A 19,761-nucleotide genomic window follows, 5' to 3' on the forward strand; every position below is an offset into this window, starting at 1 on the left:
CGTGTAGCTGCAATTAAACAACATGTTAACTCTAACTATGATATAGATGTATTTAAACATCTTATTAAACGTGCAGCCGAGTTAACTGGAGTTGAAATTAATAAGGAAACACGTCACTCTTTAAATGTTATTGCAGACCATATTAGATCTTGTACTTTCTTAATTGGAGATGGAGTAATTCCATCAAATGAAGGTAGAGGTTATGTGCTAAGACGTATTATTCGTCGTGCAATTCGTCATGGTTATCTTTTAGGAGTTAGAGGTACTTTCTTCTATAAACTTGTAGACGATGTTATTAAGGTTATGGAAGATGCAGCTCAATACTTAGATACAACAGCGAAAAAAGAGTTCATTGCGAAAATTCTAAGATTAGAAGAAGAGCAATTTGCTCGTACGATTGAACGTGGAATTAATCTCTTAAATACAGAAATCGATACTTTAAGAGAACAAGGTAAAAATACTATTCCAGGTGAAGTTGCGTTTACCCTCTTAGATACTTACGGTTTCCCTCTAGATCTAACTATTGATATTTGTAAAGAAAAAGGGTTAGAAGTAGATGTAGCTGGCTTTGAAGCTAAGATGGAAGAGCAAAGAAAACTAGCTAAGGCTAACAGTAAATTTAGCGTAAACTATGGAGAAGTTATAAAAACAGATTTAGTAACTGAGTATGATTTTTATAACAATAATTCTTTAGAAGCTACAGCAACTGTAACCGCTATTTATCAAGGAGATAAGTTAGTAGATTCTGTTTCTTCTGGTGATGAAGCGGTGATAATTACTAATATTTCTCCATTCTATGGTGAATCTGGTGGTCAAGTTGGGGACACGGGAACAATCAAGAGTGAACAATTAATTTTTGATGTTACTGACACCCAGAAATATGCTCTTGCTTTAGGTCATCATGGTAAAGTAGCTGCTGGTGAAGTAAAAGTAGGAGATCAAGTTGAGCTAGTTGTAGATGCTCAAAGACGTAAAGCGGTAGTTTTACATCACTCAGTAACCCACTTATTACACGCAGCTGTAAGACAAGTGCTAGGTGAGCATGTACATCAAAAAGGTTCATTAAATACTTTTGGCGTTTCACGTTTTGATATTAGTCATCCAGAAGCTATATCTTTAACGCAAATGCTTGAGATTGAACGCTTAGTAAATGATCACATACGTGCAAATCATCCAGTGGAAATTAAAGAAATGTCTATGGATGAAGCTAAAGCTTTAGGTGCTCAAGCTTTATTCACCGAGAAATACGGTGATCGTGTTCGTGTAGTAATGATGTCTGAATGGTCTATTGAGTTATGTGGTGGTTTACATGTAGCTTCAACAGGTGAAATTGGTTTATTTAAACTTCTTTCTGATTCAGGTATTTCTGCAGGCGTACGTCGTTTAGAGTATGTAGCTGGTGATTTAGCGGTGCAATATATGCAACGTGATGCTATTCTTTTAAGAGAGCTATCTGAATTAGCAGCAAAACCTAAAGCAGAATTAGCAAGTGCGATTACAGCAAACCAAGCAAGAGTTAAAGATTTAGAGAAATACATTAACTCTATGAAAGAAGAGTTAGCTTTACAAAAAGTTGATGCTCTTTTAGTAAATAGTGAAGTTGTTGGAGAAGCTAATTTAGTATTTGTTAAATTAGATGATCTAGATGTAAAATCTTTAAAAACTATTGCGTTTGAATTAGCAAATCGTGTAAAAGAAAAAGGCATCTTTGTTTTAGCTAATGTTAACAAAGAAGGTGCTGGAAACTTACTAGTATCAATAAAAGGTTTAACTGATAAATTTAATGCAGGTACTATGGTACGTGAGTTAGCTACTAAACTAGGTGGTAAAGGTGGCGGTAAAGCAGATCAAGCGATGGGATCATTTAATGATTATGATCATCTAGTTGAAGAGTTAGCAAAATTAAAAGAAGAAGTTAAAGCTCAATTATAATTATCAAACAAGAGATTATATGACTAAATTGTTAATTAAGCGGAAAGTAGGACAGCGAATTCGAATTAATTCAGATATTGAAATTGTTGTCGCTAAAGTTTCATCAAATAGTGTCAATATTGTTGTTTCATCGCCTAATAACAATTTGGTTACTATAGTTAATGATGATAAAAAATAATCTTAAAAGCCTAGTGTAGACGCACTAGGCTTTTAACTTATTTACTTTAGTTAGAGAGTTTGCTCTTTAATTGATCCTAATTTATCAAAAATGCAATTAAAAGTGGTAATTTGACCAAAAAATCAAATTTAAACTGGGTTTTTGCTTTATAAATTTGGTTTTTTGTTATAATGAGAGCGGAAAATAGTATCTATCTAGGCAAATGGAGTTAGATAAAGTAACTTTATTTGTAAACTAACTAAAACTTTGAGTGCATAGAATGACAAAATATAATTTTAATTGCTTTAAAGCATACGATATTCGTGGAAAAATTGGCGAGGAGTTATCAGACGAACTCGTATATAACATAGGTCGTGCTTTAGCGGTTTATCTCAAAGCAAAAACCTTTGTGGTTGGTTGTGATATACGTTTAACTTCACCTAAGTTTAAATCTTTAATTGCAAAAGGTTTAACAGAAATGGGGTGTGATGTTATTGATATTGGGCAAACTGGAACTGAAGAAGTATATTTTGCAACAAGTTTTTTAAATGCAGATGGAGGAGTTCAAGTTACTGCCTCTCATAACCCTAAAGATTACAATGGTTTAAAAATCGTTGGAAAAAACTCAGTACCTTTATCTTTAGAAACGGGACTTCGTGAGATTCAAGAATTAATTGAAGCAGATAATTTTACTCCAGCACCTATTCCAGGAAAGGTTACTGAAGAAAATCTACGTCCAAACTATGTATCTAAACTTTTAAGTTTTGTAGATCTTGATGGTTTTAAACGTGATCGTAAATTAAAATTGCTATTTAATATAGGTAATGGGGCTGCTGGAGCTACAGTTAAGTATATCGAAGGAATAATGAAGCAACATCATGCTAATTTAGAGTTTGCTTATTTATTCCCTGAAGCTGATGGAAATTTCCCGAATGGGATTCCTAATCCACTATTAGTAGAAAATAGAGAAATCACGGCACAAAAAGTGTTAGAAGAAAAAGCTGATATAGGTATAGCTTTTGATGGTGATTTTGACCGTTGCTTTTTCTTTGATGAAAAAGGTAACTTTATTGAAGGCTATTATATCTGTGGTTTATTAGCTAAGGCATTCTTAGATAAAAATCCAGGAGCTTCAATTGTTTATGAGCCTCGTTTACTTTGGAATAGTGAACAAGTAATTAAAGAAAATGGTGGTAATGCTGTTATCTCTAAATCGGGTCATAGTTTTATTAAACATAAAATGAGAGAGCATCAAGCGGTTTACGGTGGAGAACTATCTGCACACCATTATTTTAGAGATTATTTCTACTGTGATTCTGGAATGATTCCTTGGCTCTTAATTGTAGAACTTGTACAAAAAACGCAATTAAATTTATCTGAGTTTGTACAAAAGATGAGAGAAGAGTTCCCTTGTTCAGATGAAATGAACTTTAAAGTTAGTGACGCTCAAGCTGCCATTTCGAGAGTAAAAGAGTTATTTGCTAATCAAGAAAAAGAAGTAAGTACCATTGATGGTTTAAGTTATGACTTTGGTACTTGGCGTTTTAATATCCGTACTTCAAATACCGAGCCTCTACTAAGATTAAATGTAGAAGCAAAAGGTAATCGTGATTTAGTTAATGAAAAAGTTGCTTTAATTAGTGAAGTAATACAAGAAAAATAGGAAGTTATAATGAAAGTTGTTATTCCTGTAGCTGGTCTAGGAACAAGAATGTTACCTGCTACAAAAGTAATACCAAAAGAGATGTTAAATATTTTTGACCGCCCAATGATTCAATATATTGTTGATGAGTGTGCGGCTGCTGGTATTAAAGAAGTAGTATTAGTAACTCACTCTTCAAAAACAGCGATTGAAAACCACTTTGATACACAGTTTGAATTAGAGCATACTTTAGAAAAACGTGTAAAAAGACAATTACTAGATGAGGTTAGAAGCATTACTCCTCCTGGTGTAACTTTAATCCATGTACGTCAAGGTAATGCTTTAGGTTTAGGGCATGCTATTTCATGTGCAAGACCAATAATTGGTAATGAGCCTTTTGCAGTGGTGCTTCCAGATGTATTACTTGCTCATTTTACTGCAAATCAAAAATCGGTAAATCTTGCTGAAATGATTCGTCGTTTTGAAGAAACTGGTAAATCTCAGATTTTAGTTGCACCAGTACCTCAAGAAGATGTAGTAAACTATGGTATAGTGCAAGTAGCTGATAATGAACTCTTTGCAAAAGAGGGATCAGGAAAAATTCAACGTATTGTGGAAAAACCATCGGTTGAAGACGCTCCATCAAATTTATCAGTTGTGGGTCGTTATGTATTTGATAAAGACATATGGCCTCTAATTGAAAAAACACCTTTAGGTGTAGGTGGTGAAATTCAATTATCAGATGCAATTGATATGTTAATTGAAAAGAAAGAGGTTGAAGCTTATCTTATGCAAGGAGAAAGTTTTGACTGTGGTTCTAAAGTAGGATATTTTGAAGCATTTGTTGAATATGCTTTACAAAATAAAGCTCATGGTAAGGAGATAAAAGAAGCTTTATCAAATATCATGAAAAAGTATAATTTAGAATAAGCTAGGATAATCTGCTATAACTGACAAGTTATAGCAGATTTATGCATTTAAGCCTTGCAAGTATGTTTTAATCATGATATAATAGGCAAGTCATTTTTATATTAAAAAAAAGAATGACCATTGGGGCTATGAGTCCAATGACCTATATTATTAATACGTTCAATTTATTAGATTAAAGTGAAGTAAATTAATAATAAGCTTTGTGTGCAATAAGCTAACAAGGCTTTATTTTATGTCTTTAATTTAATAGAATTGGTTTTTATTACATTATAATTAAATAGCGGAGCATAATAAGATGATCCAAACACAAAGTATGCTGACAGTAGCTGATAACTCAGGTGCACGTCGCGTAATGTGTATCAAGGTTCTAGGTGGCTCACACCGTAGATATGCAGCTGTAGGTGATATCATCAAAGTTACTGTGAAAGAAGCAATTCCTCGTGGTAAAGTTAAAAAAGGTGATGTTTTAAAAGCTGTGGTTGTGCGCACTAAGAAAGGCGTTCGTCGTCCAGACGGTTCTGTAGTTCGTTTTGACGGTAACGCATGTGTTATCTTAAATAACAACACTGAGCAGCCAATCGGTACTCGTATTTTCGGACCAGTAACTCGTGAATTACGTTCAGAAAAATTCATGAAAATTATTTCACTAGCACCGGAAGTACTATAAGGAGAGTTTAAATGGCTAATAAAATTCGTTCAAACGACGAAGTAGTACTACTAGTAGGTAGCGAAAAAGCTGGTAAAGGTCAACGTGGACGTGTTACTAAAGTATTACCTAACGGTAAACTATTAGTAGCAGGTTTAAACCTTGTAACTAAACACGAGCGTCCAAATCCTCAATTAAACATTGAAGGTGGTCGTACTAGCAAAGAAGCTCCTATTGATGCTTCAAACGTTGCAATTTGGAATCCAACTACACAAAAAGCTGATCGTGTAGGTTTTAGATTTGAAGACGGTAAAAAAGTTCGTTACTTCAAATCTACTGGTGAAACTATTAAATAATTTAAATAACATTGGAGTTAATGATGGCGAAACTGCATGATTACTACAAAAATGAAGTGGTAAGCAAATTACAGAGCCAATTCGGATTTAAATCTGTCATGCAAGTCCCTCGAATCGAGAAGATTACCCTGAACATGGGTGTGGGCGAAGCAATTTCAGATAAGAAAATCTTAGAAAACGCAGTGGCTGACTTAACAGCTATCTCTGGTCAAAAACCTTTAGTGACTAAAGCGCGTAAATCTGTTGCTGGCTTCAAAATCCGTCAAGGTTATCCTATCGGTGCAAAAGTTACTTTACGTGGCGAACGTATGTATGACTTCTTAGATAAATTAGTTAACATCGCTATTCCACGTATCCGTGACTTCCGTGGTTTATCTGCTAAATCATTCGATAAACGCGGTAACTACAGCATGGGTATCAAAGAACAGATCATCTTCCCAGAAATCGATTACGATAAAATCGATCGTCTTCGTGGTTTAGATATCACTATTACAACTACTGCTAAAAATGATAAAGAAGGTTTAGCTTTATTAGAAGCATTTAACTTCCCATTCCGCAAGTAAGGTATACCCATGGCAAAACAATCAATGAAAGCACGTGAAGTTAAACGTGCAAAATTAGCAAACAAATATGCTGCGAAACGTGCAGAGTTAAAAGCTCTGATTAGTTCTCCAAGCACATCTGATGAAGATCGTTGGAATGCTGTATTAAAATTACAAACATTACCACGTGATTCAAGCCCAAGTCGTCAACGTAATCGTTGTGCTATTACTGGTCGTCCTCGTGGCTACCAACGTAAATTCGGTTTAAGCCGCACAAAAATTCGTGAATTAGCGATGAGCGGTGAAATCCCAGGACTTCGTAAAGCTTCTTGGTAATTTCCACTTTTATACTAACAAATTTTAGATCGGAGACAAGCAAATGAGTATGCAAGATCCAATCGCAGATATGTTAACCCGTATTCGTAACGGTCAAGCTGCGAGAAAAGAAACTGTAACTTTGCCATCTTCTAAGCTAAAAGTGGCGATTGCCAAAGTGCTTAAAGAAGAAGGTTACATTGAATCATATGAAACAACTGATTCAGTAAAATCTGAATTAACAATCAAATTAAAATACTTCCAAGGCAAAGCTGTTGTTGAAAGTATTAAACGTGTGAGCCGTCCTGGTTTACGTATCTATAAAGGTAAAGATGCTTTACCTACAGTAATGGGTGGACTTGGTATTGCAATCGTGTCTACTTCTAAAGGTGTTATGACTGACCGCGTAGCTCGTAAAGAAGGCTTAGGCGGTGAAATCATTTGCTTTGTAGCTTAATATTTAAGGAGTTCTAATGTCTCGTGTAGCAAAAACACCAGTTAGCATTCCTTCAGGCGTTGAAGTAAATGTTAACGGTCAATTAGTAACTGTTAAAGGTCCTAAAGGTTCTTTAGAGTTAAACGTAAATTCAAAAGTTTCTGTAGCAGTAGTAGATAATGCTGTAGCGTTTGACTGGGCTGGTCGTGAAGAAGGTGTTTCTTCAGAACAAGCTGGTACTGCTCGTGCATTAATCAATAACATGGTTAAAGGTGTTTCTGAAGGTTTCACAAGATCTTTATTATTAAAAGGTGTTGGTTACCGTGCTTCAGTTAAAGGAAACACAATTAGCTTAGCTTTAGGTTATTCACACCCTATCGAACACATTCTACCAGAAGGTGTTACGGCTGAATGTCCTAGCCAACAAGAAATCGTATTAAGAGCAATCGATAAACAATTAGTTGGTCAACAAGCTGCAATCATCCGCGCTTATCGTAAACCTGAACCTTACAAAGGTCACGGTGTTCGTTACAGTGACGAAGTTGTGCGCATTAGAGAAGTTAAGAAAAAATAATAAGGTAATACCATGGATAAAAAATCTGCTAGAATTCGTCGTGCAACTAGCACACGTAAACACTTGCAAACTCTTGGTGTGAACCGTTTAGTAGTTTTCCGTACTTCACGCCACATTTATGCGCAAGTAATTTCACCAGAAGCTAAAGTATTAGCAACTGCTTCAACAGTAGAAAAAGCTTTAGCATCTCAATTAAAATATACTGGTAACGTAGAAGCAGCAGCTTTCATCGGTAAAACTGTAGCTGAACGTTTATTAGCTAATAACTTCGACGGCAAAATTGCATTTGACCGTTCAGGTTTTAAATATCACGGTCGTGTAAAAGCATTAGCAGACGCTGCTCGTGAAGCTGGTCTTAAATTCTAATTGGAGTCAAAATAAATGGCGAATGTAGAAAATAAAGCAGGCGAGCTGCAAGAAAAACTAATTAACGTTTACCGTGTTTCTAAAACTGTAAAAGGTGGTCGTGTATTTAGTTTTGCTGCTCTAACTGTAGTAGGCGACGGTAAAGGTCGCGTTGGTTTTGGTTATGGTAAAGCAAAAGAAGTTCCTGCTGCAATTCAAAAAGCTATGGAACAAGCTCGTCGTAACCTAATTTATGTTGAATTAAATGGTACTACGTTATTCCACCCAGTAAAAGGTTCTCACACAGGTTCTAATGTGTACATGCAACCTGCTTCAGAAGGTACAGGGATTATCGCAGGTGGTGCGATGCGTGCTGTATTAGAAGTAGCTGGCGTTCACAACGTATTAGCAAAAGCATACGGTTCTACAAATAAACGTAATGTGGTTCGTGCAACAATTAAAGCTTTAGAAGCTGTAAGCTCTCCAGCTCAAGTTGCTGCTAAACGTGGTAAAACTGTTGAAGAAATTTTGGGGTAATTTAAGATGACTAAAAAAATCCGTGTAACCCAAACAAAAAGTTCAATTGGTCGTTTACCTAAACATATTGCTACTTTAAAAGGGTTAGGTTTACGTAGAATCCGTCACTCAGTTGAGTTAGAAGATACTCCAGCAGTGCGTGGTATGGTAAACAAAGTTTACTACATGGTTAAAGTTGAGGAGCTATAATAATGTCAAATGGTTTAACTCTAAATACTTTAAGCCCTGCAGCTGGTTCTAAAACTGCACCTAAACGTTTAGGTCGTGGTATTGGTTCTGGTCTTGGTAAAACATCAGGTAAAGGTCACAAAGGTCAAAACGCTCGTAAATCAGGCGGTGTTCGTCGTGGTTTCGAAGGTGGTCAAATGCCTTTATACCGTCGTTTACCAAAATTTGGTTTTACATCACGTAAGGCTTTAGTATCAGAAGAAATCCGTCTAAGTGAATTAGACAAAGTAGTAAATACTGATGTAACTTTAGAAAGCTTAAAAGCTGAAGGTTTATTACGTCGTAATACTAAATTTGTTAAAGTTATTTTATCTGGTAAAGTAACAAAAGCTGTAAATATTAAGTTCAATGAACTAGCAGGTTCAAACGTAGATATTCGCATTACAGGTTCTGCTTTAGAAGCGGTTAAAGCTGTTGGCGGTTCTTACGAAAAAGCTTAATAAATGCATTTTTGAGAGGAGGAACCTGCCTGCTACAGGTAGGTTCTTCTTTTCTATATTAATTTAAAGGTGAGCTATGTCTAAACCAGGTAACCAAGGATCTCAGCTGACACCTATGCAAGAACTACGCAGAAAACTGTGGTTAGTACTTGGGGCATTAATTGTCTTCCGTATTGGTACTTATATTCCTGTACCGGGGGTAAATGCTTCAGTATTAGCTCAGACTTTTGCCGAAAATACAGGTTCAGCTTTAAATTTCTGGAACACTTTTAGTGGTGGTGCTCTACAACGTGCTTCAATTTTTGCCTTAGGGATTACTCCTTATATTTCAGCATCGATTGTGGTACAGCTATTAACAACATTTTTACCTTCTTTAGTTGAACTTAAGAAAGAAGGAGAAATGGGACGTCGTAAAATTTCAAAAATTACGCGTTATTTTACCCTAGTACTTGCTGCTTTACAGTCAACTGTAATTAGTACAGCCTTACCTTCATATGCCCCTGGTCTTGTTCCTGTACACGACTTTAGCTTCGTAGTAGCTGCGTCTATTTCTTTAACCGTAGGTTCTTTATTCCTAATGTGGTTAGGGGAACAAATTACTGAACGTGGTATAGGTAATGGTATTTCTTTAATCGTATTCGCTGGTATCGTTTCAGGTCTTCCTGGTGCTATAATGGGTACGTTAGAACAAGCTCGTACTGAAAGTATCAGCTTACTAACTTTATTCATGATTGCTGCTATCACTTTAATTATCATTTATGCAGTTGTATTTGTTGAGCGTTCTCAACGTCGTATTGTTATCCAGTACGCACAACGTAACCAAATGATTGGTGGTCGTCATCAGCAATCAGCTCCTCCTTATATTCCTTTTAAAGTGAATATGGCAGGGGTAGTTCCAGCAATCTTCGCATCATCAATAATTGCGTTCATTACGACATTTGTAACTGGACTTGGCGCTAAGTTTGATACCATGGCTACTATTGGTAACATGTTGTATCCTGGTCAACCTTTACAAATGGTTTTATTAGCAGCGCTAATTATTTTCTTTGCATTCTTTTATACTGCTTTACAATATAATCCGAAAGATACAGCTGAACAGCTTAAGAAATCGGGTGCGTTTATTCCTGGAAATCGTCCAGGTGAGCAGACCGCTAAATTATTAGACCGTATCATGACTCGTGTAACCTTATTAGGTGGTCTATATTTAGCAATAGTTGCGTTATCGCCTGAATTTATGCGTTTCTTCTATAGCTATAACTCTAGTTTTGGTGGAACATCAATTCTGATCGTAGTTGTAGTTGTAATGGACTTTATTGGTCAAGTTCAATCACAAATGATGTCAAATAAATTTGGCAAAATTTTAAAACAATCAAATCTTGACAAGTATCGTTCAAACTGGCGTTAATTTAATAATCTTTAGAGGTTTAAAATGAAAGTAAGTGCATCAGTAAAATGCATGTGTCGTAACTGTAAAATTGTACGTCGTCACGGTGTGGTTCGTGTAATTTGTACAGATCCTAAACATAAACAACGTCAAGGTTAATCGACACTTTAGTTGAAGAATTTATCAAGTATCTTTAGTGACTTATATAGGCTTAAAGGTATATTTAAATTCAATTAAAAACCAACTGTGTTTTACAGTTGGTTTTTTCTTTTTTTAGCTTGAAATAACAAATATTGACTATATAATAACTAAGTTATTAATAGGTTTTAAATTTTCCATGCTAGTAATTTAGTTGGAGTAAATATGAAAATGGTAAAAACTTTAGGACTGATTGCAGCCCTAACTGGATCTGTACTTTTAGTGGCTTGTAATAAAGAGACAACAACTGCTTCTACAGAGAATGCGACTACTGAACAAGCAGCAGTAAATCATTATGTAAAAGATTTTAATTCTACGCAAGCATTTATTAGTCGTTATACAAATAGAGATTTTGACTTTAATGCAGCTTTACCTTTAACTGGTAAATTTGTTAATGTATTAAATGATTTATCTAATTCTGCACGTATTGTTAATGAAGCTCCTGAAGATCAAAGAGCAAATGTAGAATTACGTGTTTTAGCAACAATTGAAGCTCGTTTTAATGATTATGTAAATGCATATCAAAATGATCAAACTGCATTTAATAAAGATTTTCCAGATAATTCATTTGATTTAAGTGAAGCAAATTTAACTACTCTATTAGGTCAATTAAGCAATGGTTGTGAAACTAATAACAACTATCAAGCTAATTTAGATGAAATCAAAAAATTAGAAGTGCGTGATGAAAATGGTAATCCATTACCATTCCCTACAGAAGTAGAAAATGAAATTGTAAATTGGAATGCAAACTTTAAAGCAACTTGTGATTTAACAAAATCATTATATAAAATTGCTTCAGCACCTAATTTTAGCTACCAAGCATTACAACAACAAATCTCTAATCAAGCACAACCTGCAGAACAACAATAGTTCAAGTAAAGGCAACCTATAAATTTAGGTTGCTTTTATTCTGTTTAATTTTTACTGAACTTGATATAATATATATTTAGCATAACTAACCCCTTTTTTCGATTAGATTAAGTTCTAGATCATAATTATGAGTATAGATTCACCTGTATATGAAGATAAAGTGGAAGTAAAACACCACGAATTTGATTTTGATTTAAATCATTTTAATATGCGTTTAGACGCAGGAATAGCTTCGGTTTTAGAAGAATATTCACGAACAAAAATAAAAGATTGGATTTTAGCTGGTCATGTAAAACTAGATCATGAGGTAGTTACAGACCCTGCCCATTTACTTACAGGCTATGAATTTTGTGAAGTTGAAGCGCAAATTCAAGTAGTATTAACCTCAGTGCCTGAAAATATTCCTTTAGATATAGTCTACGAGGACGAAGAAATCTTAGTAATTAATAAACCAAAAGATTTAGTGGTACATCCAGGAGCAGGTAACCCTCGTGGTACTTTAATGAATGCTCTCTTATATCATTATCCTGAGTTAAATAAAATCCCTCGTGCTGGTATTGTTCATCGTTTAGATAAAGATACTACAGGCTTAATGGTAGTTGCAAAAACACTAGGGGCACAAACTTCTCTAGTAGAACAATTACAATCAAAAACTGTAACTCGTGAATATGAAGCAGTAGCCTATGGTTTAATGACTAGAGGGGGAACAATTCGTGAACCTATAGGACGTCATCCTACAAAACGTACAGCTATGGCCGTTGATCATAAAAATGGTAAACCGGCGGTTACTCTGTTTAGAGTGATGGAAACTTATCGTAATTATACAAGAATCCGTTTACGCTTAGAAACAGGAAGAACGCACCAAATTCGTGTTCACATGTCTCATATAAGTCATCCATTATTAGGTGATATTACTTATGGGGGGCAAATACGTTTACCAAAAAATGCTTTACCTGAATTAGTTACTTGTATGCGTGAGTTTAAGCGCCAAGCTTTACATGCGGTAAAATTATCACTCGAGCATCCAACAACAGGTGAAACCATGACTTGGGAAGTTCCTTTACCTGAAGATATGGAGCAATTAATTAGCTTACTTCAGCAAGATCGTGACCAAGGAAGCAAATAGGATAGGGATATGTTAAAGGAAAATGGTATAGATGTAATTGTGCCGTCTTGGCCTCTCAAGAAGATTAAAGCTTTTACTACGACCCGATTTGGTGGAGTAAGTAATACTAATTATTTTAGTTTAAATTTAGCCTCTCATGTGGGAGATGAGTTAGAGTTAGTAAAACAAAATCGAGCTTTAGTAAAAGAGCAATTAAATCTACCAGAAGATCCTTTATGGATAACGCAAGTTAGTGGGGCAAATGTCTTAGAAATTCCAGTACATGAGCAACTTTTAAAAGAGTATAACTACTTAAAAGAATTACCTAGTTATGAAAGTATTACGAATAAAGAACGTGATATTTTAAAGCTTTTTGAAGTAGATGCTGTCTATACAGATCAGGTAAATAAAGTTTGTTGTATTTTAACTGCCGATTGTATCCCTCTGTTGTTGGCAACTGAAGAACAAGATCAAGTGGCTGCTGTACATGCTGGTTGGCGTGGAGTGGTTGCAGGAGTGGTGGAAAATTCAGTACAAACTTTTAAGGTTAATACAAGTGTAGATTATGAAGACCTCTATGCTTGGATTGGACCTGCAATAGGACCGGCTTCTTTTATAGTTGGTTCTGAAGTGGTGATGGAATTTTGTCAAAAAGACCGAGATTTTGCCACTTGCTTTATCCCTTATCCTGAAGAAGAATTCAAGTGGTTAGGAGATTTACCAAAAATTGTCTCGATTATTTTAAGAAAATTAGGTGTTAAAGAAAAGAATATCTTTTTCTCGAATATAGATACAGTAACCGATTCAAGGTTTTTCTCTTATCGTAAAGAAAAAATTACTGGTAGATTTGCCACGATGATTTGGATAGAACAATAAAAGGTAGCAAAGGAAAATCCTTTGCTACCTTTTATTTATCTAGAGTATTAATAAGAGCTTTTTGTTCGTTATCAGCGGTTTTTACGTTAACTCCTTTAGCTTTGAGTTCTCGAGCAATTTTTTCAGTATTAGATCTTAATCTATAACCTCTAAGTCTATTTTTTGCGACATTATGTCCCATACCAATAAACCCATAATCGTGATGATAGATTCTGAATAATTGTTCAATTTGATCAAACTCTTGACGTTGAGGATGCTCAGCAAAAGCATAGATTAAGGTCATGCCTAGGCATAATTTTAGGAGTTGAGCATCACTAAGAGTTAGAGCTGGATAACTAGATACCGGAGCTTCTAAAGGTAAAAGTAACTCGTCTAAAGCTTGATACTCTTGATTTGCTGCTAAAGCTTCTAGAGTTTCAATTGTAACCATTTGACAATTATTAAAGCCATCGATTTTTGTGCGTCTCAAGGCACTAACATGTCCACCACAACCTAGCATTTCTCCAAGGTCATCTGCAAGGGTACGAATATAGGTTCCTTTAGAACAATATACTCTTAAAGTTAAAAAAGGCTTTTCCCAAGCGAGAATTTCAATTTCATAAATATTGATAGGGCGGGTCGGAATCGGAACTTCAATTCCTTTACGAGCATATTCGTATAAAGGTTTTCCTTGGTATTTAAGAGCTGACCAAATGGTTGGTTTTTGTAAGATTTCACCTGTAAAATGCTGAGCAATAATTGTTTGAATTTGAGCTAATTCAACATTAACCTCTTTAGTTGCAATTATTTCTCCTTCACGATCTGAAGTATTAGTTCTTACCCCAAAATGGATGGTTACCTCATATTCTTTATCAGAATCTAACATCATGGTAGCCATTTTAGTACTCTCACCAAAGCAAATAGGTAACATCCCTGAAGCTAAAGGATCAAGTGCTCCTGTATGTCCTGCTTTATTCGCACGATATAAGTACTTTATACGTTGGAGAATATTATTTGAACTTACTTCTAGAGGTTTATCAAATAATAATACTCCATCAAGATCTCTTCTTTTACTCATGCTATTTTTTTACTGATTTTAAAACTCGATTAATGTGATCAAATTTATCAGCACTGTCATCATAGATGAATTTGATTTCTGGGACAACTCTTAATTTAACTGCTTTTGCAATTAAACTGCGGAAGTAAGGAATTTGTTTATTTAGTACTTCAATTTTTTCTTGAGGTGTTAGCTCATTACTTTCTGCAGTATTAAGGAATGAAATAAAAGCTTTAGCATACATTAAATCAGGACTAATTTCTAAATCCGTAACGATTACCATGCCTAAACTTTTATTATGAACTTCTTGTTGCAAAATAATTGAAAGTTGACGTTTTAGTTCTGAAGCAACACGATCAGAACGTTTAAAAGCTTTAGCCATAAAAGTTTTATCCTTAAGCGAAAAAGATCCTAGTAACATGCGTTACTAGGACTTTTATTGTTAATCAAGCATGCCATTAAATTTGACGTTCAATACGAATTTCTTCGTAAACTTCAATTTGGTCACCTACACGTACGTCATTATAGTTACGTACCCCAATACCACACTCAGTACCAGCACGAACTTCAGATACGTCGTCTTTAAATCTACGTAAAGATTCTAATTGACCTTCATAAATTACAACATTATCACGAAGTACACGGATAGGGTTATTACGTTTAATTACCCCTTCAGTTACCATACAACCTGCAATTTGACCATATTTAGGTGCACGGAAGACATCACGAACTTCTGCAATACCTGTAATTTGTTGTTTGTACTCAGGTGCTAATAGACCCGACATAGCAGCTTTAACTTCGTTAATTAGATCATAGATAATACTATAGTAACGTAAATCTATGTGTTCACGTTCAATTACACTACGTGCAGCAGCGTCAGCACGTACGTTGAAACCAATAATAATTGCTTGTGAAGCAAGAGCTAAGGTAGCGTCAGTTTCAGAGATGCCACCTACACCTGAAGCAATAATATTAACTTTAACTTCATCAGTTGAAAGTTTGTGTAATGCATCTGAGATAGCTTCTACTGAACCTTGTACGTCTGCTTTAAGAACTATGTTAAGTTCACTTGCTTTATTATCATCTGAATTAGCAAATAGGTTTTCGAGTTTTGCTTTTTGTTGACGTGCTAATTTAATCTCTTTAAATTTACCTTGACGGTAGTTAGAAACTTCTCTAGCTTTACGCTCATCAGTTACTACCGTAACTTCATCACCGGCACTTGGTACGCCAGATAAACCTAGAATTTCTACTGGAATCGAAGGACCAGCTTCTTCTACATTTTTACCTAGTTCATTACGCATAGCACGTACTTTACCATATTCTAAACCACAAAGAACTATATCACCTTTGTGTAAAGTACCGTTTTGTACGAGAACTGTAGCTACTGGACCACGACCTTTGTCTAAGAAAGATTCAATAACAACACCTGATGCTAAAACATCTTTAGTTGCTTTTAATTCTAAAACTTCAGCTTGAAGAGCAATAGTTTCTAATAACTCATCTACGTTAGTTCCCGCTTTAGCAGAAACATTAACGAAAATTTCGTCACCACCAAGTTCTTCTGAAATCACTCCATGTTGTAATAGTTCATTACGAACTCTTTCAGGATTAGCTTCAGGTTTATCGATTTTGTTTACTGCAACAATAATTGGCACTTTAGCTGCTCTTGCGTGTTGAATTGCTTCAACAGTTTGAGGCATTACTCCATCATCAGCAGCCACTACAAGTACAACTATATCTGTTGCCTTAGCACCACGAGCACGCATGTTAGTAAAAGCGGCGTGTCCAGGAGTATCTAAGAAGGTAATTTCACGACCCGATGGTAGAGTTACGTGGTAAGCACCTATATGTTGTGTAATACCACCTGCTTCTCCAGAAGCAACTCGGGTTTTACGGATATAGTCAAGAAGTGAAGTTTTACCGTGGTCTACGTGACCCATAATGGTAACTACAGGGGCACGGGTAATTTCTTTACCTTGATTTTGGTTTTCAGTTGATTCGTTTAATAATTCTTGTTCTAGGTCATTATCGTTACGTAAAATAACTTTATGTCCCATTTCTTCAGCTGCAAAAGCTGCTGTTTCTTGAGGTAAAACTTGGTTAATAGTAACCATTTCACCCATTTTCATGAAGAATTTAATAACGTCAGCTGCTTTTACCGCCATACGGTTAGATAACTCTGAAACCGTAATTGTTTCACCGATAATTACATCTCTAATTACAGGAGCTGCTGGTTTATTAAAGCTTTGTTTTAATTTACTTTTTGCACCTTTTTGACGACGTTTACCAGCTTTGCTTGAACGACGATCTTCTTCTGCTTCTGCATCTTTAGCGAATTTAGAAGAGTATTTTGAGTAATCATCGTTACTATCTTCTTGTGAATTAAAAGAGCTAGCTTTTTTATTCTTATTTTTATTAGCAGCGTCGTTTTTACGTTGTTTACGATCTTCTGCTTTTTGTCGATTTAATCTTTCTAAGTTAGCCTTAGCTGTTTGTTCTAGTTTAGCAATACGCTCTTGTTCTTCACGCTCTTCACGTTCTAATTGCGCTTGCTTTTCTTCTTCACGACGTTTTTGACGTTGTTTTTCAATATTAGCTTCGTTAGCTTGTTGTTCTAAGATAGAAAGTTGTTCTGGAGATAAACTTCTATCTTTACGATGTTGTACGTTTTCCGTACTACGTTTTTTAGGTTTAATTTCAGTTTTTGCCATTATGCTTCAGTCTCCTCTTCATTAAACCATACGATCTGACGAGCTTGCATAATTAAAGAATTTGCAAGATTTTCGCTCACATTAATGTATGAAATTAATTCATCTGTAGCTAAGTCCGCTAAATCTTCAAGAGATTTAATATCATGACTAATTAAATTAATTAGAATGTCATTAGTCATTCCTTCAAGGTTTCTTAGACGATCTTCAACGCCAGATTGTTCTATTTGTTCTTGTTGTGCATTTAAGAGTTCTCTTACTCTTTCATTTGCACGATCTTTTAGTAATTTTGCATCTTCAGTTTCGAAGAGTTCTTCTAGCTCTTCAATACTTGCAGCTGCTAATTCTTCTACATGTTTAAAGCCTTGTTCAACAAGGAAACGTGCTGTATCTTCATCAATTTGCAGATCATTTTCAAAATTACTAATGAATTTTTGATCTTCTTCCTCTTTTTCTTTAGCAAAAGTTTCAATATCGTAAACATGGATTTTCCAGCCTAAGATTTGATTTGCTAAACGAACATTTACCCCTTTTTGTCCAATAGCAATAGGTAATTGTTCTGGAGAAACAGCTACTGAAATCATTTTTGATTTTTCATCAATAATGATTTGTGCTTCTTCATCTGGAGAAAGAGTTAATAAGCTATGGATGTAAGTAACAAAATCATCAGAGAAAGGAATTATATCGATTTTTTCATTACGTAATTCACGAGTAATTGGCGCTATACGAGAAGTTCTAACTCCTAAACAAGCACCAATTAGGTCTAGTTTTTTGTCGTTAGTTCTTACAACCACCTTAGCTCTTAAACCTGGTTCGCGAACTATATCTACAACTTCAATAATACCATTTTGAATTTCTGGTACTTGTCTTCTTAGTAAAGCGTGTAAGAAATCAGGGCTGGTACGTGATAAGATCATTTGTTGCTTATTAGGATCACCTGATTCTAAAGCAACTAAAAGAGCACTAACTTCTTGGTTATTTCTAAATCTATCACCAGGAATTAATCCCTCACGACGAATAATCCCTTCAACATAATTATGTTCAGCTTCGTCATTGTCAATAAAGTCATTACGACGTACATTTAATTCAGGGAAAGATAATACCACTGAGTTATTTTTAGATTGACGTACACGACCTTTTACAATTTTTCCTAAATAAGGTTCATAAGATTTAATGATTTTTTCATTTTCTAGACTACGAACCTTTGAAGTCATAATTTGACGGAAAGTATTATAACCTATACGATCTAACTCAATTACTTCATTCTCGTCTACATCTTCAATATAGTCCCCTACTTTTAAGTTAGGGTTTTCGAATAATGCTGCTTCAATACTAATTTCACGTGTAGGTACATTTACTTCCTCTACAACTTTCCATAAACGATAAATAGTTGCATCACCTGTTTCAGGATCTAAACTGATTTTAAATGTACGCTCTCCATCATATTTACGACGTACGGAAATAGCTAAGCCTTCTTCAATAGCTTCAAGAATTTTATTAAAGTCAATGTGGCGTCTTTCAGCAATGTCACGCGCCCATTTTACTAACTCTAATTCTTTATTTTGTGTTGACATAGAATTATCTCAAATTGGGTTAAGTTAGAAAAGATCAATTACAGGATCAAGTTTAGCTTTGTGAATATTAGTAAACATGATTTCAATCACTTCTTGATCATCAGAGGTTGTAGATTTGTTTTTTGCAGTCCCTTTGCCTGGCTTTGCTTTTTTCCCAGGTTTAGGTTTTACATATGAAGTATCAACTTTTACTGTATTTTCAGTTACTTCTAAGAGTATACCACTAACTTTTTTGGTATTAAGTTGAGCCATACGCAGGTTGATTAGTACAGGTTGTCCAATATATTTAGAAAATTGTTCTAAAGTAAATAAAGGACGATCTAGACCTGGTGATGAAACTTCCAAATCATATTCACAATCGATTGGATCTTCTACATCTAGAATTGGACTAATTGCATCTGAAACCACTTCACAGTCTTCAATTACAATTCCCTCTTCTTTATCAATGTATACTAATAAAGTTGGGTGTTTACCTTTATTAAATACCACCCCCCATAATTCATAACCTAAATTTTCAATGGTAGGTTGAATCATTTGTTGAATATTCTCTTGAATAGATGCCATATTATTTTTGGTAAAAATTTTATTTTAAATAAATTTAGATCAGCAAAAAGGGCAGCTTAATTTAAGCCGCCCTTTCGAAAAATATATTTTCAGAAAGGAAAAATCTGAATATCCTTTTGAGAAAATTGGACGCGGGAGCTGGATTTGAACCAACGACCTTCGGGTTATGAGCCCGACGAGCTACCAGACTGCTCCATCCCGCAACAAAACCTTGCTGCTGATGTACAGATAAACAATCTTAAAAGATTTTTTCTTTTTTCTTGTTTCCTGTCTTTCCTCAACGCTGACTATTATAGATCAGTAAAATATTAAATGCAATAGTTTTTATCAAAAAAAATGAATTAATTTCTTAATTAGTTGTTT

General features: G+C 34.9%; 23 protein-coding genes, 1 tRNA gene and 1 pseudogene. 19 read left to right on the forward strand and 6 right to left on the reverse strand.

Features of this window, described 5'->3' with window-relative positions; genetic code table 11:
- The 19 genes from alaS to pgeF all read left to right on the forward strand — a co-directional run.
- Nucleotides 1-1,932, forward strand: a 1,932-nt coding sequence (alaS, locus tag CKF59_RS04690; RefSeq protein ID WP_119534817.1) for an alanine--tRNA ligase, incomplete at its 5' end; no start/stop codon positions are given.
- A gap of 19 nt (nt 1,933-1,951) precedes the next feature.
- Nucleotides 1,952-2,110, forward strand: a complete 159-nt coding sequence (locus CKF59_RS08090; RefSeq protein WP_119534818.1) for a carbon storage regulator — start codon at nt 1,952-1,954, stop codon at nt 2,108-2,110.
- Between the two features lie 259 nt (nt 2,111-2,369).
- Nucleotides 2,370-3,752: a phosphohexomutase domain-containing protein gene (locus CKF59_RS04700; RefSeq protein WP_119534819.1), complete on the forward strand. Its 1,383-nt coding sequence runs from the start codon at nt 2,370-2,372 to the stop codon at nt 3,750-3,752.
- A gap of 9 nt (nt 3,753-3,761) precedes the next feature.
- Complete coding sequence (gene galU / locus CKF59_RS04705; protein WP_119534820.1) at nt 3,762-4,661, forward strand: UTP--glucose-1-phosphate uridylyltransferase GalU; 900 nt, start codon at nt 3,762-3,764, stop codon at nt 4,659-4,661.
- A gap of 295 nt (nt 4,662-4,956) precedes the next feature.
- On the forward strand, nt 4,957-5,328 hold the full coding sequence (gene rplN, locus CKF59_RS04710) for a 50S ribosomal protein L14 (RefSeq protein ID WP_119496846.1): 372 nt from the start codon (nt 4,957-4,959) through the stop codon (nt 5,326-5,328).
- Between the two features lie 11 nt (nt 5,329-5,339).
- Nucleotides 5,340-5,663, forward strand: coding sequence for a 50S ribosomal protein L24 (gene rplX / locus CKF59_RS04715; protein ID WP_119534821.1), 324 nt, complete (start codon nt 5,340-5,342; stop codon nt 5,661-5,663).
- Nucleotides 5,664-5,686: 23 nt separating this feature from the next.
- Complete coding sequence (gene rplE, locus CKF59_RS04720; protein WP_119496844.1) at nt 5,687-6,226, forward strand: 50S ribosomal protein L5; 540 nt, start codon at nt 5,687-5,689, stop codon at nt 6,224-6,226.
- A gap of 9 nt (nt 6,227-6,235) precedes the next feature.
- Nucleotides 6,236-6,541 carry a 30S ribosomal protein S14 gene (rpsN, locus tag CKF59_RS04725; RefSeq protein WP_119534822.1) on the forward strand — a complete coding sequence of 102 codons (306 nt, stop codon included), beginning with the start codon at nt 6,236-6,238 and terminating at the stop codon, nt 6,539-6,541.
- A gap of 43 nt (nt 6,542-6,584) precedes the next feature.
- Entirely contained in the window at nt 6,585-6,977 is a 393-nt protein-coding gene (gene rpsH, locus CKF59_RS04730) for a 30S ribosomal protein S8 (protein ID WP_119534823.1), read from the forward strand.
- A gap of 16 nt (nt 6,978-6,993) precedes the next feature.
- Nucleotides 6,994-7,530: a 50S ribosomal protein L6 gene (rplF, locus tag CKF59_RS04735; protein WP_119534824.1), complete on the forward strand. Its 537-nt coding sequence runs from the start codon at nt 6,994-6,996 to the stop codon at nt 7,528-7,530.
- A gap of 12 nt (nt 7,531-7,542) precedes the next feature.
- A complete protein-coding gene (rplR, locus tag CKF59_RS04740) occupies nt 7,543-7,896 on the forward strand; it encodes a 50S ribosomal protein L18 (RefSeq protein WP_119534825.1) in 354 nt (117 codons plus the stop codon).
- A 15-nt stretch (nt 7,897-7,911) separates the two neighbouring features.
- Nucleotides 7,912-8,412 (forward strand): 30S ribosomal protein S5, encoded by a 501-nt coding sequence (rpsE, locus tag CKF59_RS04745; RefSeq protein ID WP_119534826.1) that lies wholly within the window; start codon nt 7,912-7,914, stop codon nt 8,410-8,412.
- Nucleotides 8,413-8,418: 6 nt separating this feature from the next.
- Entirely contained in the window at nt 8,419-8,601 is a 183-nt protein-coding gene (gene rpmD, locus CKF59_RS04750; protein WP_119496838.1) for a 50S ribosomal protein L30, read from the forward strand.
- A gap of 2 nt (nt 8,602-8,603) precedes the next feature.
- Entirely contained in the window at nt 8,604-9,080 is a 477-nt protein-coding gene (gene rplO, locus CKF59_RS04755) for a 50S ribosomal protein L15 (RefSeq protein ID WP_119534827.1), read from the forward strand.
- A 76-nt stretch (nt 9,081-9,156) separates the two neighbouring features.
- On the forward strand, nt 9,157-10,485 hold the full coding sequence (gene secY, locus CKF59_RS04760) for a preprotein translocase subunit SecY (RefSeq protein WP_119534828.1): 1,329 nt from the start codon (nt 9,157-9,159) through the stop codon (nt 10,483-10,485).
- 24 nt (nt 10,486-10,509) lie between these two features.
- Nucleotides 10,510-10,623, forward strand: a complete 114-nt coding sequence (rpmJ, locus tag CKF59_RS04765; protein ID WP_119496835.1) for a 50S ribosomal protein L36 — start codon at nt 10,510-10,512, stop codon at nt 10,621-10,623.
- 204 nt (nt 10,624-10,827) lie between these two features.
- Nucleotides 10,828-11,532 carry a hypothetical protein gene (locus tag CKF59_RS04770; protein WP_119534829.1) on the forward strand — a complete coding sequence of 235 codons (705 nt, stop codon included), beginning with the start codon at nt 10,828-10,830 and terminating at the stop codon, nt 11,530-11,532.
- 208 nt (nt 11,533-11,740) lie between these two features.
- Nucleotides 11,741-12,658 (forward strand): 23S rRNA pseudouridine(1911/1915/1917) synthase RluD, encoded by a 918-nt coding sequence (rluD, locus tag CKF59_RS04775; protein ID WP_119534836.1) that lies wholly within the window; start codon nt 11,741-11,743, stop codon nt 12,656-12,658.
- A gap of 9 nt (nt 12,659-12,667) precedes the next feature.
- Nucleotides 12,668-13,513 carry a peptidoglycan editing factor PgeF gene (gene pgeF / locus CKF59_RS04780; protein ID WP_119534830.1) on the forward strand — a complete coding sequence of 282 codons (846 nt, stop codon included), beginning with the start codon at nt 12,668-12,670 and terminating at the stop codon, nt 13,511-13,513.
- A gap of 31 nt (nt 13,514-13,544) precedes the next feature.
- Here pgeF and truB read toward each other — a convergent pair whose 3' ends face one another.
- The 6 genes and pseudogenes from truB to CKF59_RS04810 form a co-directional block, all read right to left on the reverse strand.
- Nucleotides 13,545-14,570, reverse strand: a complete 1,026-nt coding sequence (gene truB / locus CKF59_RS04785; protein WP_119534831.1) for a tRNA pseudouridine(55) synthase TruB — start codon at nt 14,568-14,570, stop codon at nt 13,545-13,547.
- A gap of 1 nt (nt 14,571) precedes the next feature.
- Nucleotides 14,572-14,931: a 30S ribosome-binding factor RbfA gene (gene rbfA, locus CKF59_RS04790; RefSeq protein WP_222985589.1), complete on the reverse strand. Its 360-nt coding sequence runs from the start codon at nt 14,929-14,931 to the stop codon at nt 14,572-14,574.
- Between the two features lie 76 nt (nt 14,932-15,007).
- A pseudogene (gene infB, locus CKF59_RS04795) lies at nt 15,008-17,257 on the reverse strand (translation initiation factor IF-2); the annotation flags it as partial.
- Nucleotides 17,258-17,262: 5 nt separating this feature from the next.
- Nucleotides 17,263-18,834: a transcription termination factor NusA gene (gene nusA / locus CKF59_RS04800; RefSeq protein WP_119534834.1), complete on the reverse strand. Its 1,572-nt coding sequence runs from the start codon at nt 18,832-18,834 to the stop codon at nt 17,263-17,265.
- Nucleotides 18,835-18,858: 24 nt separating this feature from the next.
- Nucleotides 18,859-19,398 (reverse strand): ribosome maturation factor RimP, encoded by a 540-nt coding sequence (gene rimP, locus CKF59_RS04805; RefSeq protein ID WP_119534835.1) that lies wholly within the window; start codon nt 19,396-19,398, stop codon nt 18,859-18,861.
- Between the two features lie 126 nt (nt 19,399-19,524).
- Nucleotides 19,525-19,601 (reverse strand) — tRNA-Met (locus CKF59_RS04810).
- Between the last annotated feature and the right edge of the window lie 160 nt (nt 19,602-19,761).

The sequence above is a fragment of the Psittacicella gerlachiana genome (assembly GCF_003585965.1).
In the GTDB taxonomy this organism is placed as follows: Bacteria; Pseudomonadota; Gammaproteobacteria; order Enterobacterales; family Psittacicellaceae; genus Psittacicella; species Psittacicella gerlachiana.

Bases quoted from the DNA above. Each gene is read 5' to 3' on its own strand.
- secY (WP_119534828.1), top strand. From the start codon at position 9,157: ATGTCTAAACCAGGTAACCAAGGATCTCAGCTGACACCTATGCAAGAA.
- nusA (WP_119534834.1), bottom strand. From the start codon at position 18,834: ATGTCAACACAAAATAAAGAATTAGAGTTAGTAAAATGGGCGCGTGAC.
- CKF59_RS04700 (WP_119534819.1), top strand. From the start codon at position 2,370: ATGACAAAATATAATTTTAATTGCTTTAAAGCATACGATATTCGTGGA.
- rpsH (WP_119534823.1), top strand. From the start codon at position 6,585: ATGAGTATGCAAGATCCAATCGCAGATATGTTAACCCGTATTCGTAAC.
- rluD (WP_119534836.1), top strand. From the start codon at position 11,741: ATGCGTTTAGACGCAGGAATAGCTTCGGTTTTAGAAGAATATTCACGA.
- rpsE (WP_119534826.1), top strand. From the start codon at position 7,912: ATGGCGAATGTAGAAAATAAAGCAGGCGAGCTGCAAGAAAAACTAATT.
- rplN (WP_119496846.1), top strand. From the start codon at position 4,957: ATGATCCAAACACAAAGTATGCTGACAGTAGCTGATAACTCAGGTGCA.
- rpsN (WP_119534822.1), top strand. From the start codon at position 6,236: ATGGCAAAACAATCAATGAAAGCACGTGAAGTTAAACGTGCAAAATTA.
- rimP (WP_119534835.1), bottom strand. From the start codon at position 19,398: ATGGCATCTATTCAAGAGAATATTCAACAAATGATTCAACCTACCATT.
- galU (WP_119534820.1), top strand. From the start codon at position 3,762: ATGAAAGTTGTTATTCCTGTAGCTGGTCTAGGAACAAGAATGTTACCT.
- CKF59_RS04770 (WP_119534829.1), top strand. From the start codon at position 10,828: ATGAAAATGGTAAAAACTTTAGGACTGATTGCAGCCCTAACTGGATCT.
- rpmJ (WP_119496835.1), top strand. From the start codon at position 10,510: ATGAAAGTAAGTGCATCAGTAAAATGCATGTGTCGTAACTGTAAAATT.
- rpmD (WP_119496838.1), top strand. From the start codon at position 8,419: ATGACTAAAAAAATCCGTGTAACCCAAACAAAAAGTTCAATTGGTCGT.
- rplE (WP_119496844.1), top strand. From the start codon at position 5,687: ATGGCGAAACTGCATGATTACTACAAAAATGAAGTGGTAAGCAAATTA.
- rplO (WP_119534827.1), top strand. From the start codon at position 8,604: ATGTCAAATGGTTTAACTCTAAATACTTTAAGCCCTGCAGCTGGTTCT.
- rplF (WP_119534824.1), top strand. From the start codon at position 6,994: ATGTCTCGTGTAGCAAAAACACCAGTTAGCATTCCTTCAGGCGTTGAA.
- truB (WP_119534831.1), bottom strand. From the start codon at position 14,570: ATGAGTAAAAGAAGAGATCTTGATGGAGTATTATTATTTGATAAACCT.
- pgeF (WP_119534830.1), top strand. From the start codon at position 12,668: ATGTTAAAGGAAAATGGTATAGATGTAATTGTGCCGTCTTGGCCTCTC.
- rplR (WP_119534825.1), top strand. From the start codon at position 7,543: ATGGATAAAAAATCTGCTAGAATTCGTCGTGCAACTAGCACACGTAAA.
- CKF59_RS08090 (WP_119534818.1), top strand. From the start codon at position 1,952: ATGACTAAATTGTTAATTAAGCGGAAAGTAGGACAGCGAATTCGAATT.
- rplX (WP_119534821.1), top strand. From the start codon at position 5,340: ATGGCTAATAAAATTCGTTCAAACGACGAAGTAGTACTACTAGTAGGT.
- rbfA (WP_222985589.1), bottom strand. From the start codon at position 14,931: ATGGCTAAAGCTTTTAAACGTTCTGATCGTGTTGCTTCAGAACTAAAA.